Origin of the sequence: Spirosoma oryzicola (genome assembly GCF_021233055.1) — a bacterium.
Lineage (GTDB): Bacteria > Bacteroidota > Bacteroidia > Cytophagales > Spirosomataceae > Spirosoma > Spirosoma oryzicola.
This window is the reverse complement of the sequence record NZ_CP089538.1, coordinates 4,497,398-4,512,397: the sequence shown is the minus strand read 5'-3', so window position 1 is coordinate 4,512,397 and position 15,000 is coordinate 4,497,398. Positions and strand designations below refer to the sequence as shown.

The 15,000-nt window shown below is 47.1% G+C and carries 7 protein-coding genes; 2 read left to right on the top strand and 5 right to left on the bottom strand.

What is annotated here, in order from left to right; all coding sequences use genetic code 11:
* Window positions 1–196: 196 nt before the first annotated feature.
* Window positions 197–1,093: a glycosyltransferase family protein gene (locus LQ777_RS19140; protein WP_232559544.1), complete on the bottom strand. Its 897-nt coding sequence runs from the start codon at window positions 1,091–1,093 to the stop codon at window positions 197–199.
* A gap of 156 nt (window positions 1,094–1,249) precedes the next feature.
* Window positions 1,250–1,645, bottom strand: a complete 396-nt coding sequence (locus LQ777_RS19135; protein WP_232559543.1) for a LytTR family DNA-binding domain-containing protein — start codon at window positions 1,643–1,645, stop codon at window positions 1,250–1,252.
* 637 nt (window positions 1,646–2,282) lie between these two features.
* On the opposite strand from LQ777_RS19135, the gene LQ777_RS19130 reads away from it, so the two are divergent.
* Together LQ777_RS19130 and LQ777_RS19125 are read left to right on the top strand one after the other, a co-directional pair.
* The gene (locus LQ777_RS19130) at window positions 2,283–5,561 is read left to right on the top strand and encodes a right-handed parallel beta-helix repeat-containing protein (protein WP_232559542.1); all 3,279 of its coding nucleotides are present in this window, start codon (window positions 2,283–2,285) and stop codon (window positions 5,559–5,561) included.
* 791 nt (window positions 5,562–6,352) lie between these two features.
* On the top strand, window positions 6,353–11,194 hold the full coding sequence (locus LQ777_RS19125; RefSeq protein WP_232559541.1) for a PA14 domain-containing protein: 4,842 nt from the start codon (window positions 6,353–6,355) through the stop codon (window positions 11,192–11,194).
* 133 nt (window positions 11,195–11,327) lie between these two features.
* Here LQ777_RS19125 and LQ777_RS19120 read toward each other — a convergent pair whose 3' ends face one another.
* From LQ777_RS19120 to LQ777_RS19110, 3 genes are all read right to left on the bottom strand, one after another.
* Window positions 11,328–11,765 carry a response regulator gene (locus tag LQ777_RS19120; RefSeq protein ID WP_232559540.1) on the bottom strand — a complete coding sequence of 146 codons (438 nt, stop codon included), beginning with the start codon at window positions 11,763–11,765 and terminating at the stop codon, window positions 11,328–11,330.
* A 427-nt stretch (window positions 11,766–12,192) separates the two neighbouring features.
* Window positions 12,193–13,203: a hypothetical protein gene (locus LQ777_RS19115; protein WP_232559539.1), complete on the bottom strand. Its 1,011-nt coding sequence runs from the start codon at window positions 13,201–13,203 to the stop codon at window positions 12,193–12,195.
* A 71-nt stretch (window positions 13,204–13,274) separates the two neighbouring features.
* The gene (locus tag LQ777_RS19110; RefSeq protein ID WP_232559538.1) at window positions 13,275–14,984 is read right to left on the bottom strand and encodes an IPT/TIG domain-containing protein; all 1,710 of its coding nucleotides are present in this window, start codon (window positions 14,982–14,984) and stop codon (window positions 13,275–13,277) included.
* Between the last annotated feature and the right edge of the window lie 16 nt (window positions 14,985–15,000).

Here is a 15,000-nt window from a genome sequence, read left to right as displayed (position 1 = left end):
TGTACTCATCATAAAATTACAACGTCAGCGAGGAGCCTTTGAATCTGCTATTTTATGCTGATCAACCCAAGTAGTTGTATCGATGAGTACGGTAAGTAAGATAAGAGGCTCCCAAAAAAGAACTTTCTGATTTTGTAGCTGGGTGGTTGCCAGACTACGAAACCAGAAAGTTCTCTACGCGATCAAGGAAATCCTGTTAACGAATACCCGCCAGCGTTTTTAGCCGGTTATAAATACGAGTAGGGATGCTATAATGGCGTAATGTCTGACGCTGGTAATAATCGGAGTTATCCACTACATCAGACCACGTAAAATCGCGTTGTCCGCTATTGTCTAGGTTCGTCTTATAGCGGTTGTAAATATCCGTGTGCGTTGCGTCTTTGCTAAAGCCGATATTCTGAACTTTCGACACAGTGGGGTAGACCGTTAAGCCACCTTCTTTAAAGCGGTTGTAACAAAAGCGGATATCCCAGGCATCGGCCCGGCCTTCCATCTGATCGCGGAGCATCCCGACTAGGTCTGACCCTCCCTGCATGAACGCTTTCTGCTGTTGCTTATCTTTTATGAAAGCCTGATAATCAGTCATGTCCCAATCTACCGAGTTCCAGCGATCAGCCCAGGTCGCCCATCCCCAAGGGCTATGGCGTGGGATAAAATAAGCATCTGACGAGTAACCAGCGGGCCGTTGGAAAGGCAAGGTGTAGCCAGATACTGAATATACGCGTCGAGTTTTGGCATATTGTGCCAAACCTTGATTCATAAAGTCCAGAAAATTCGGAGCTGTTACAATATCGTCTTCCACGACAATGACCGAAGAATGTTCCTCCAGGACTCGATTAATACCCCGAATAATTGAATCCGCACAGCCGATATTGTTCTCAGCGTAATCTCTGTGAATACTGCGAAAACCGGTAACCTCGTCTAGCAATTGACGTACCTGAGCCGCTTTGGGTGCATCGTCGGGCCGTTTGGGAGCGTCCGCGAAGATGTACAAGTCGCTTTGGGGAGCTAAGTAGTTTGCCTGAAGCGCTTGAATAGTAGCCTTGAGTTCGACAGGGCGCTTGTAGGCGAAAAGAAGTACTGGAGCATTCATAGTCAGAAGGCGTTTTGTGACCTAGTAAGCCGTTGATGAAGATGTATAAGCCTGAAGACTTTACCTATCTTTATTGACTGGCTAGTTTAAGGTGTTTGCTGCCAAGCGATAAACGTGAGTGATTTGAGTTAAAATAAAATAGGGTTAACTAGCTACTTACAAGTCTGCTTCTAGATAATTGATGCTACTTGATAGATTGTAAATTCCATTTTCTGCATGTACCGATTTCGCGCGATTGATAAGCATCAATTGAAGCGCAGTCGTTTCAAGTCGGTCCCGCGATACAGTTACAACAGTATCATCAAACAATCGTACCCAACCGGACCGGCTTTTCTTCCGCATGAACTCTCGAACGTAAACAGGGTTTACAATGGCTGAACGGTGGACCCGGATGAAATTAAGGTGTTGTTCAAACCAATGTAAAGGCTGGGTAACAAGAATAAATGTACCCTTTTGGCAATGTATGCGCGTATAATTAGCTTCACCCTTCAGCCACACAATTGAATCAACGTCTACAGGATCTGGATGACCAATTAACTGAATTGTGTTCATGCTAGGATATTATCGGCTAAACCTCACGATGGTGTATGGCCATGTTTGGTTTTGAGACAGCCAAGATAAGCTTTCCTACCCGAACTTATATACAGGATATATATTCTCTGATTATTCGGCCAATGCTCCAGGCAAATAGGGTACGAAAGTAAGTGATTTATTGATTGTTAAGCTGATAGATACACACGAATAATAAAAACGCAGGAAATACAGCTAAGTTACAGTCAATTTTCATTATACTAAATTGATGAAATTGGTATTCTTTATTTGAAAAGAAGATAAGTAAAGGAATACTTAGTAGTATTTAAGAAACAACATTCTATCATTAAAAATAGTCATGTTAGGATATTTTAGATTAATACCTGTTTAGAAATTAACCAGATATTACGTTATATAAGATCATATTTTTGTACTATAAAGAATAAAAACGGCTAGAAATAATAGATCTGATTTTGATTCTTTAGAGCACGATAAACGACCCTATCATCAAGGCTTTAACGAGGGAAAACAATTGCTGGCTGCTTAAGCTTATTCGTTAAATAAATACTCAACTAAACCACACCACGAAGTGCATTTATGGCTACTAAGTAAGAGAAACATAACTCGTTATGGATTACTACTTACGCTCTTCTCGACAGTGTCGCTCTGCTTAGCTCAGACGACGTATTATGTGGCAAGTAATGGAAACGACTCCAATGATGGGCGGTCACGTACATCTCCGTTTCAGACTTTAAATCCGGTTAACCGTTTAGGATTGCAACCTGGTGATTCCGTTTTATTTCGTCGGGGGGATACCTTTCCTGGTAAATTAATAATTCGGCAATCTGGCTCAATAAATCGTACTATTGTCTTCAGCGCTTATGGAACTGGTCAAAAACCCGTACTATCAGGATCTGTGCCGGTAGTAAACTGGTCAAACGCAGGAGGAAACATATGGAAAGCTAATTGTCCATCTTGCGGAAATACAGTTACTGGACTATATCAGAACGGAGTGGCTCTACCTCTTGGTCGTTATCCTAATATGGATGCTCCTAATAAGGGCTACTTAACTATACAATCGCATAATGATAAGAATCAAATCACTAGTCAGGAGCGTTTGCCTAACAACATAAATTGGAAAGGTGGAGAAGTAGTCATGAGGCCTACACAGTGGATTATCGATCGTGCTGTAATTGATAATCAAAATGGCGATATACTCAACATAATAAACAACTCAAATTACATGCCAGCTGACGGGTGGGGTTTCTTTATCCAAAGTCACCCTGCAACACTTGACCAGAATGGAGAATGGTTCTATGATGCAGCTAGCAAGACTGTTTGGCTGTATGGTGATCAGACTGCCCCTAATAATCAGCTTATTACGATAACAACACAAAATAGGGGTATAGAAGCTTATAATATCTTTAACGTTAGCGTGAATAATATTCATGTTAAGGAGACGCTCAATGAAGGGGTCTTTATGGATAATGCAACAAACGTTACAATTGCAGATAACGATATTACAAACTCCGGGGAGGATGGAGTAATAATTACAGGATCTGGTAATAATTTACTCGTTGAAGGAAATCACATTGTAGATGTAAACAACAACGGCGTTCGTATAGATGCTTTGCAAAATGTTATCTTTAGAGGTAACACGTTACGGCGCGTTGGAATGATACCGGGACGCGGTAAGAGCGGGGATGGACAATACAACGGTTTTCAGTCTAACGCAAATGTAGGTGTGTTAATTGAGAGAAACACTATAGATAGCATAGGTTATAATGGTATCTCATTCTGGAACAATACGACCATTCGGCAAAATGTAGTTTCGAACTACTGTATGACAAAGAGCGATGGCGGTGCTTTGTATGTTTGGAATAAGGCGAAAGCCTCAATGACAAATATCTACATTGATTCAAATATCATTTACAATGGCATTGGCGCCCCCGAAGGTTCGTTCCGACGAGAATATTCGGGAGCTAACGGAATCTTTCTGGATGATTGCGTTGAAAATGTCACATTCAGAAACAACACAGTATTCAATAACCACCAATGGGGAATCTACTTACATGCAACCAGCAACATTACCTTAATTGGTAATACATCCTATAACAATGGAGTTAGCCAGTTCGCCATGTACCATAACGCTGGCTATTGCCCCTTCAGAAATAATACAGTAAAAAATAATATCTTCCTTAGCAAAGAACCATCTCAACTAACAAGTCAGTACGAATCGAATACAAATGATATAAACCTATACGGCGATATAGATAGTAACTATTACGCTCGTCCTTTTAGTGAACCAGCCACTATTCTGGGTATAATAAACAATACACAAGGAGGAACATTTAGCTTAGAAGATTGGCGTAATTTCTCTGGTGGTAAAGATATCCATTCTAGTAGAAGTCCTATTGTATATAACTCGTATAGAAATGAAGGTGCTGGTGGTACTAATCGTATAAACAGTTCCTTTGATGCCGATGCCGATGGTTGGTTTATTGTCTATAGTAACTATAACAATGCAGAAGCTACTCGGGATGCAACAAATAAACTAGATGGGGGGAGTCTGCGAGTTGGGTTTCCAACCCCTTCCGGTCAAAGCAATTCGTATGCACAAGCCGTCAATCGGTTTGGTACGATTACAAAAGGTAAAACCTATGTTTTGCGGTTTGATGCCGTTGCCTCGGTAAACGTAAATATTCTGGCATATCTACGGTCATATGGACCGCCTTACGTAGAATACGACAAACGTTACACTGTATCAATTGGGCCGACCAGAAAAAGCTATGAATTTGTCTTTACGGCATCAGAAAGTGGTACTGACGCGGTTGTAATGTTCCAGATAGATGGAGAAGGGCCAACGTTCTGGCTCGATAACATTCGTCTTCAGGAAGGTGTTCCTATTCAAAACAACCCAGATGATTTTATAAAGCTGTTCTATAATCCGACGCTGAAGGATAGCGTTATTACCCTGACCGATGTATATCGTGACGTGAAAAACCAAGCATACAGCGGCTCATTTACTCTTAAACCGTACACGTCGGTTATTTTGCTGAAAGACACGCTGCCAGTACCTCCCGCTGATCTGAGCCTTTCGCTACAAAGTCGTAAGCGACTAGTACAGGTTAATGAACCAACCACTATTGAGCTTCGTATTAGCAACCAGGGACAGACTCCGGCTGCGTTGTCGCGGTGGACTTACCGGTTGCCTGCTAACCTCCAGTTTATCAATAGTGACGGTCAGCCTTACAGCGATAATGTCCTGACGGGAACGGTTCAGCAACTCGCGCCCTTAACTGATACGACATTTATTTTATCCGTCAAACCTACTGTTGCAGGTATCTTTCGAACGGCTGCTCAGATAACCACGGCAACAGCTCCTGATCCAGACAGTGAACCGAACTCGGGTACGGCTGATGGCGAGGATGATACAGCTATGACCGAACTGCGTGTTGGCGGGCCAAGTGACACTGTATTTGAATCGCCTAACCCGAATCAGCGTGCATTGCCTCCAATAGAATCGAATCAGCCAACACCTGATCCTACTAAAGCAGACCTTAGTTTACGGATTGAAGTAAGCAATCGAACACCAGCTAAGGATGAAGTCATACGGATTACCTTGTATGTTAATAACGCTGGTGGCCTTGCTACCGACGGAGTTCAGTTGCAAAACCAGCTGCCTGAGGGTCTTACACCTGTAAACCTTACGGACTGGACGGCTAGTGGACGTTTATTAAATGCTACGCTTCCTTCAATTTCAGCAGGAGCGACTGTCAGCACATCTTTTCAGGTGCGTGTCAGCTCACCAGGATCTTGGGTGAATAAAGCTCAAATCAGTGCCTCTGGCACTGCTGATCCCGATTCGACACCAGGAAACGGGTTCACAAATGGTGAAGATGACGAGGCTCAAGTTGATATACGTACCAGCAAATAGTATCGTTTGATCTGTAGTAACATAAAAATTACCAAAAAAGCCAGTATGCTAGCATACTGGCTTTTTTGGTAATTTTTATGTTACTAAATTTGGTGATTGAATAATATAAATATCTAAGCTATTGAATCGGTAAATTTTGTTTGTCTAAATTAAAAATAATATGCTTATGTAACAAAAAGTCATTTAACGTGTTAGGTATCACAAAATAAGGTAACTATATATTGGTTATTAACATATAGTTAATATACCAAGAACTACCAATTTTATTTTCTAAGCGGTCAATTTTGATTAGGACTATTGGCACAATTAATTAGAATAAATAGCAAACTCACGTAATTTATTGGTATAATATTTGTCTAATAAGTAAGATATCAATAGGTTACACGGATGTACAGCAATGTGCACCTTACCTTGTACGCTCGCATACTTATTAAACCTAAAATAGTTTCTCCGTGCATATCTCTAAAGGTAATCCAGTAAGGAAAATGGTAACATTAGCTAGAAAAGCTATACCATTTGTACTCCTCGGTGGACTCTCCACTTCATTAGCTCAAACAACTTATTACGTATCCAACGCTGGTAGTGATTCGAATAACGGACGCTCAAGTGATGCTCCATTTCAAACACTGGCAAAAGTGAGCAGCCTTGGGTTACAACCTGGCGATCAAGTTTTATTTCGGCGTAATGACACCTTTCGGGGAAGCCTACAACTGCGCCAGTCAGGATCTTCTGATAAACCGATAGTAATTGACGCTTACGGGTCGGGTAACAAACCAGTTTTAACCGGCTCATTGGCCGTAGGAAATTGGACCAACTTAGGCAACAACATATGGCAGGCCGACTGTCCTGCTTGTGGGGATCGGGTAACAGGAGTTTACCGAGATAATGCTGCCCTGCCGCTTGGACGATATCCAAATCTTGATGCCTCGAACAAAGGATATATAACTGTACAATCGCACTCTGGCAGAAGTCAGCTTACCAGTCAGGTAGGTTTGTCAACAAACTGGACAGGAGGGGAGGTAGTTTTTCGGCCAGTACAATGGATTCTGAATCGATCCAAAATTACGGGACAAAGTGGTAACACCCTGTATTTAGACGGTTCCGGCTCCTACGATATTAGCGACAACTGGGGATTTTTTGTCCAGAACCATCCGGCTACGCTGGATCAGGTGGGAGAGTGGTATTATAATCCCGGCAACAAAACGATTCGGATATACGACAACCAGGGAAATCTGAATAGTCAGACTGTTACGGCCACCACTTCGTCCGAAGCGGTAAATCTGGCGAATGTATCTTTTGTGACAATTCGTAACCTGCAAATTACGCAGGCGCTGGCAACTAATCTCGTGGTTACGAACAGTTCTAACTTAGTGATCAGTAATAACGATATCACGCAGGCTGGTGAAGATGGTATTGTTTTACAGGGAAGTGGGAGTCAGATCACTTTCGAGAACAATAATATCGATAACATCAACAACAACGGGGTTGCCATTTCTACTTATCAGAATATCACCTTTAGAGGAAACAATGTCCGGAACATTGGACTGCTACCCGGTCGCGGTAAGAGCGGAGATGGGATGTACGTTGGGTTTCAATCAAACTCAACGGCTAACACATTGATCGAGAATAATACATTTGATAATATTGGTTATGTAGCCATTAACTTCTCGACTAGTTCAACGATACAACGCAATCTAATTAGCAATTTCTGCCTGACCAAAAGTGATGGAAGCGCTTTGTATATCTGGAATGGCAACCGGCTGGGAATGTCTGATATTCGTATTCTGTCAAACACGGTATATAATGGTATCGGAGCTAATGAAGGCACTCCCGGTGGGACTTACACAGGAGCGAATGGTATCTACCTAGACGATTGCACCACAAACATTGAGGTAGCGAATAATACGGTCTACAATTGTAAAGGGTACGGTATATTTCTGCACGGATCGTCCAATGTTCGGGTAACAGGTAACACCGCCTATAATAACGATGAAGGACAACTGTCCATCACACCCGCCAGCGGCTGTCAGCCACGGAGTAACGCAATTTTAAACAACGTGTTTGTGAGTCGTGTGGCCGATCAGTACAATGTCAAGTACGAGTCTGGGCAGAACGATCTAGGAGAGTACGGACAGTTCGACAACAACGCTTATATCCGTCCTTTTGCTGCCAACAACCCTATTTTTTATTACAATGGTAGTAGTGGCGGCAACATCTCGCTTGCCGAATGGCGTAACCGGTACGGTAAAGATGCATCATCGATGATAAGCCCAGTCACATACTCGTCGGGTAATCCAGATGACTATATCAAATTCATTCCGAATCCTACGGGTAGCTCTATACAGGCTTCATTGAACGGTACTTACCGGGATGCGAAAAATAACACCTATTCGGGGCAGGTTACTGTTCCGGCGTATTCGTCGTTGGTTCTGCTGAGAGATATTACCCAATCACTACCGCTACGTGATCCTGACAACCCGGCCAATACGGTGGCGGGTTTGAATTATAGTTATTATGAATCATTTTGGACCAGTCTCCCTGATTTTAATAGTCTGACCCCGGTCAAGAGTGATGTTACCAGTACACCGACTCTTTCTGTTCGAAATCGTGACACAAGCTACGGGCTACGTTTCACGGGTTATATCAGCGTGCCTACCGACGGGCAGTACACCTTCTATCTAAACTCGGACGACGGTAGTAAGCTTTACATCGGCAGTACAGAAGTGGTTGACAACGGCACCTTTACGGGGCAGGAGAAGTCAGGCACCATTGGTTTGAAAGCGGGTCTGCACGCTATCACGGTGAGCTACTTTCAGGGGGGTGGGGGAGCGTCCTTATCGGTGAGTTACAGCGGCCCCAACATCGGCAAACAAGTCATTCCGGCTTCGGCCTGGTACCGGGTCAACACTGGCACGACCACGCCCACTACGCCGACCACTGGCCTGCGGGACGCTGACAACCCGGCCAACGCAGTGGTAGGGCTCAACTACAGCTACTACGAAAGCTACTGGACGACGTTGCCCGACTTCAACAGCCTCACCCCCACCAAGAGCGGCACCACCTCGGTGCCCAGCCTCTCGGTGCGCAACCGGGAGGAGAGCTATGGGCTGCGTTTCACAGGTTATATCAATGTGCCTACCGATGGGCAGTACACCTTCTACACTTCTTCGGATGACGGCACCAAGCTGTACATCGGCAGCACCGAGGTGGTCAGCAACGATGGGGTACACGCTGACCAGGAGCGGTCAGGCACCATTGGCTTGAAGGCGGGCTTGCATGCTATCACGGTGGTCTACTTCCAGGGCAATGGGGGGGCGGCTTTGTCGGTGAGCTACAGCGGCCCCAACATCGGCAAGCAGACCATCCCGGCTTCGGCCTGGTACCGGGTCAACACCGGCACCACCACGCCCACTACACCGACCACTGGCTTGCGGGACGCTGACAACCCAGCCAACGCGGTGGTGGGTTTGAACTACAGCTACTACGAGAGCTACTGGACGACGTTGCCTGACTTCAACAGTCTCACCCCCACCAAGAGTGGCACCACCTCGGTGCCCAGCCTCTCGGTGCGCAACCGGGAGGAGAGCTACGGACTACGTTTCACGGGTTATATCAGCGTGCCTACCGACGGGCAGTACACCTTCTATCTAAACTCGGACGACGGTAGTAAGCTTTACATCGGCAGTACAGAAGTGGTTGACAACGGCACCTTTACGGGGCAGGAGAAGTCAGGCACCATTGGTTTGAAAGCGGGTCTGCACGCTATCACGGTGAGCTACTTTCAGGGGGGTGGGGGAGCGTCCTTGTCGGTGAGTTACAGCGGCCCTAACATCGGCAAACAAGTCATTCCGGCCTCGGCCTGGTACCGGGTCAACACTGGCACGACCACGCCCACTACGCCGACCACTGGCCTGCGGGACGCTGACAACCCGGCCAACGCGGTGGTGGGTTTGAACTACAGCTACTACGAGAGCTACTGGACGACGTTGCCCGACTTCAACAGCCTCACCCCCACCAAGAGCGGCACCACCTCGGTGCCCAGCCTTTCGGTGCGCAACCGGGAAGAGAGCTACGGACTGCGGTTCACGGGCTACATCAATGTGCCTACCGACGGGCAGTACACCTTCTACACCTCTTCGGACGACGGCACCAAGCTGTACATCGGCAGCACCGAGGTGGTCAGCAACGATGGGGTACACGCTGACCAGGAGCGGTCAGGCACCATTGGCTTGAAGGCGGGCTTGCATGCTATCACGGTGGTCTACTTCCAGGGCAATGGGGGGGCGGCTTTGTCGGTGAGCTACAGCGGCCCCAACATCGGCAAACAAGTCATTCCGGCCTCGGCCTGGTACCGGGTCAACACTGGCACGACCACGCCCACTACGCCGACCACTGGCCTGCGGGACGCTGACAACCCGGCCAACGCAGTGGTAGGGCTCAACTACAGCTACTACGAAAGCTACTGGACGACGTTGCCCGACTTCAACAGCCTCACCCCCACCAAGAGCGGCACCACCTCGGTGCCCAGCCTCTCGGTGCGCAACCGGGAGGAGAGCTATGGGCTGCGTTTCACAGGTTATATCAATGTGCCTACCGATGGGCAGTACACCTTCTACACTTCTTCGGACGACGGCACCAAGCTGTACATCGGCAGCACCGAGGTGGTCAGCAACGATGGGGTACACGCTGACCAGGAGCGGTCAGGCACCATTGGCTTGAAGGCGGGCTTGCATGCTATCACGGTGGTCTACTTCCAGGGCAATGGGGGGGCGGCTTTGTCGGTGAGCTACAGCGGCCCCAACATCGGCAAGCAGACCATCCCGGCTTCGGCCTGGTACCGGGTCAACACCGGCACCACCACGACCACTACACCGACCACTGGCTTGCGGGATGCCGACAACCCAGCCAACGCGGTGGTGGGTTTGAACTACAGCTACTACGAGAGCTACTGGACGACGTTGCCCGACTTCAACAGTCTCACCCCCACCAAGAGCGGTACCACCTCAGTGCCCAGCCTTTCGGTACGCAATCGGGAGGAGAGCTATGGGATACGGTTCACGGGCTACATCAGCGTACCTACCGATGGACAGTACACCTTCTACACCTCTTCGGACGATGGCACCAAGCTTTACATCGGCAGCACCGAGGTAGTCAGCAATGACGGAGTGCATGGTGATCAGGAGAAGTCAGGCACGATTGGTTTGAAAGCAGGTTTGCATGCTATCACGGTGGTCTACTTCCAGGGGGGCGGTGGAGCGGCTTTGTCGGTGAGCTACAGCGGTCCCAACATCGGCAAGCAGAACATCCCCGCTTCGGCGTTCCGACGGGTGACTTCCGGTGGACGTGAAGCAGCTGTTGGTGAGGTAACTCCTGAAATCACGTTTCAGATGCAGGCGTACCCCATACCCGCTCAGGACAACATGTGGATACGTTATTCTACAGAAAATGCTGGTGATGTGACGGTTCAGTTGATCAATATGGCAGCCCAAGAAGTTATGCAGACAACCTACCAGGCTGTCAAAGGCGAGAACCTGATCAAGATAGGAGTAGGGCAATTTAACCGGGGAGGCTACGTACTGACGCTTACTCAGGGGCAACAGCGCCTTACCAGTAAAGTTCTTTTCAAGGAGTAATGCCAATGAGTATTGAGTAAAAGTTAAATTAGAAACTGCACAAAATAGAACCTCGGTTAATTAGCTTGAAAAAGTTAATCAACCGAGGTTCTATTTTCATTGAAAATAACGGATTGCTAAAATTGAACGCGAGCTACACACTCGATTTCAGCGAGCGTTGAGGCAGGGTAACCGATTCCCACCAATAGCGCCGGAAGGTGTAAAAACATGTCAGCCATTGATGATACGTAATTGGCTTAACGATGTACGAAGCAATGCTAAACGTATATGATTTTACAACGTCGTCGTGGTCTTGTGAACCACTCAAAACAACAATCGGAACTTGACGATAAACGGAATTGGATTTTATCGCTTCTAGCAATATCCAACTGTCTTCCCGGCGTGGCAGGTATAAATCCAGTAAAATGAGCCGTGGTAATTTTGTTTCATCGCTTAAGCAGCTTTCCAGATATTTTAAAGCCTGCATAGGATTGTTTACCCATATAGGCTCGACTTCCGGAAAACACTGAGCCAGAGCAGAACGGATAATCAGCCACTGATCAGCGTTATCCTCTACTACCAAAATAGGCATGCGGTTTGCTTTTCGACGTTTTGGTGTAGTAGACTTCCCCATGAGTAGTAACCAGCTAATCTAATGATAATGGGTGGCCAAGCGCTGCATTTCGTGCTCCAGTGAACATCGGATAGGCGTTGCTTGTCCTAAGCGAAAAGAAATTTCTGTATTAGTGTAAAGATAGCTGCTAGCAATAAAGCTGTATCTCTTGACGATTAGCTGTTTGTCGAATATTTATTTTATGCGCTATAGAGAAAGTATTCTAAGGTATATATTGTTTTAAATCAATTAGTTATGCTTTCTGCCGTTTAATAGTTTTATTGATTTCAGCTATAGAATGAATCCATAGACGTGTATAGGGTCCTTTATTCAGCTACTCATAAGCAGTTGTGTGAATTGGTATAGCCTATGAGTAGCTGAATAAAAGACGAAATCTGCCAGCAGTTTACTTATTTTGCTGGCGGGGTGGTTTTTGGTTAAGTTCCTGTTCGAGTTCGCTTTCTTCCTCAGCAGGAGTAGTAACGGGCGGCTTCTGTGGACGAACGGTTGAACGTTGGCTGGTTTCCTGCTTAGGTTCCGTTCGAATGCGCTCCGATTTATTAGCAACACCGTCGGTTGGCGGTGTGGTACGTTGATTGTCAACCGGATTGGGAAGAGACGTCTGGTTGGTTTGCTCGTCAACTACAATCGATTTTTTTCTCGCAGGAACAGCTAGTCTTTTTTCTGTTTTCTTCTCTTCGGTTGGCTGTGCAGGCACTGCTACCAGACCATTATCTGAGCTTGTTTGACTTGCTTGCGGACGATCATTGTCCAGAACACGCTGGTTTGTTACGTTTTCCGAACAAAGGCTAGGAAAAAGCGTGCATCGGAAATAGTAACCGCCTAACGTTAGTCCACCGACGCCAACTAGGAGACCGGCCAGTAAAGTACCGGTTATTCCTCCTGCGGGGCTTACTTTGGCTCGTCTATTGTCCGAACTTCCTATAGCCGGCAAAATACCTGAACTGCTTCCTTTCAGTGGTAGTGTACCCTTATCGTAAGGTGCCTCGATGAATAACTGACCCTGATGCGTGCCTAGACTTTTGGCCACGTACCGTACGTGTACATACGTTCCCTTTGCTGAAGGAACCAACGTCAGGCTAGGAGCGAAGTTCGGGTGACTGTCGCTGGCTAGCTGGAAATGATCCGGTGCGTCGGTTGTTAAGGTTACAGGTGTGTTCGTGTTCTGCTGAGAGATGGTCAGTACCAAATACTTTGGATGACCGGGGGGCGTTTTAGCGAATGTTAATTCGCTGTGACTAACCGTTAGAACAGGTTTGTCTAACGGTGTAGTCAGCGATAATTCGTTGGAGTCGCTTTTCTCCGCTATAGGATCAGGGGTCACCATAAACCGAGACGACTTGGTTATAGAGTCTTCAGCACTATCGGGTGTTTGAAGAGGCTGTCGAATAGGCATGATTTGCAGTTTTATATATTCGTGTACAATATACGACCTAGCCCTGACTATTGCGAGTTCATCCAGGCTGGTTACCTGTCATAATCCGTATTTTGGGGTGAAAAGTTCGTCCAGCCTGTGAGCCAGTTGTCCGTACCAAACGCACCCCGGTAATTCACTGGCGTGAAGAACGTATTGCCGACTTTACCACCTGTTGCCGCCCCCGATAACAGTGGTGAACCGGTTTGAGGTACGAAGTTTGGCGAATTCAGCGTAAAGCTATTGCTGTTCAGCAGTAGTGAAGCCAGGTCCGACGATGCAATAATTTGATTGCCTCGTGCCGTCGACGTGAAGTAGCTTGTTATCTGATCGGTTGTGATTGTACCGGCACCGACAATGGGTGTTCCTGTATTGGCGAGAACAACACCTCGGAGGTCAAGCGCACTGCTGGTTGCATTTACCAAGTAGCCTGCCGCTGTTCCTTCGATCCGAAGCCCCTCTGGATACCCATAAAACAGGGAGTTATAAACCGAGATAATAGAATTCCGGCGTAATAAGATACCCGATCGGTACGTGCTGGTACCCGCTACGGTGCTGCTGGCTGGTGGTGTCGTTTGAAACGCAAAATTGCTTAGATTTGCGAAGACAGGTGCATTCTGTGGTAGTCCGTTCGTGGGAATTACGGGCGCTACATCAGCAGTGGCGTTTGGTTCGTAGTTTTCTACCTCGAGGCCGTTCGAGCCGGATTGATCCGCAACCTGCGCATCGCGGAGCGCTACGCCAAACTGTACGTTACCAACATAGCCCCAATCGGCTGTCCAGTCATCATCGGAGTTTCGGAAGGAAACCAGGTTTTTTGCATTAGCCGAACCGCCAAACCACGAGAAACCGTCGCCACCGCTGTACGAAACCTGAACGTGGTCAATCGCTGTGTTAATCCCTACCCCGATCATCGTCAACCCACTTAGTCGGGCACCTGGTACGCTGGGTTGCAAAGCCCCCGCGTATTCAATGCGCACATATTGAAGCGCACCGGAGTTGTCGAAGGGCTCACCATACGCCTGCACTGTACCACGCACACCGTTTGGGTAAGGAGTCGATGACGAGCGGTTCACCTGTGATTTTCCAGTTAGTACGATGCCTCCCCAGTCGCCGTAATTGCGTTGACCAGCGGGTTTTGATGAGGTGAATACGATTGGCTGCGTGGCTGTACCCCTTGCAATCAGGCTGCCAATTCGCTCAATGACGAGTGCCCCAGGCGTACTTTTCCCCTCGGGGTCCTGTTCCGGTCCAGCCCCTTTGATAACGGTTCCCGCCTGAATAGTTAAGGTGTAGTTTTCAGGAATATACACCATGCCGCGAAGTATATAAACGCTGTCTTTGGTCCAGGTCTGATTTCGGAATAAAGTACCCTGCTTTATCGAAGTCGGCTTGAGAGGAAGAGTCGCTAGTGTAAACTGAGTTTGACTTTGGACGGTTTGCCCGCCTGCGGTTACTGAAACGGGACCGCTCGCAGCGCCAGCAGGGACAACAACGACCAGGCGCGAATCCGTCGCTGATACAATCGTTGCCGTAACACCACCGATAGACACTGTATTGCTACCGGGATTGGTATTAAAATTCGTTCCGTTGATCGCAATGGTACTGCCGACGGGTGCAGTGGCTGGGTCAATACTCGTAATAGTGGTTGTAGGCTGCTGCGGCTGGGGGGGATCCTCCGGGGTCTTCTTACAACCAATAATGATGGCAGACATGCTCAATAGCAGGAGCAATGGGTAAAGTAGGTTTTCAAAACGTTTCATCTGTGTATCCGTTGAC

Bases quoted from the DNA above. Each gene is read 5' to 3' on its own strand.
- LQ777_RS19140 (WP_232559544.1), bottom strand. From the start codon at position 1,093: ATGAATGCTCCAGTACTTCTTTTCGCCTACAAGCGCCCTGTCGAACTC.
- LQ777_RS19135 (WP_232559543.1), bottom strand. From the start codon at position 1,645: ATGAACACAATTCAGTTAATTGGTCATCCAGATCCTGTAGACGTTGAT.
- LQ777_RS19120 (WP_232559540.1), bottom strand. From the start codon at position 11,765: ATGCCTATTTTGGTAGTAGAGGATAACGCTGATCAGTGGCTGATTATC.
- LQ777_RS19115 (WP_232559539.1), bottom strand. From the start codon at position 13,203: ATGCCTATTCGACAGCCTCTTCAAACACCCGATAGTGCTGAAGACTCT.
- LQ777_RS19110 (WP_232559538.1), bottom strand. From the start codon at position 14,984: ATGAAACGTTTTGAAAACCTACTTTACCCATTGCTCCTGCTATTGAGC.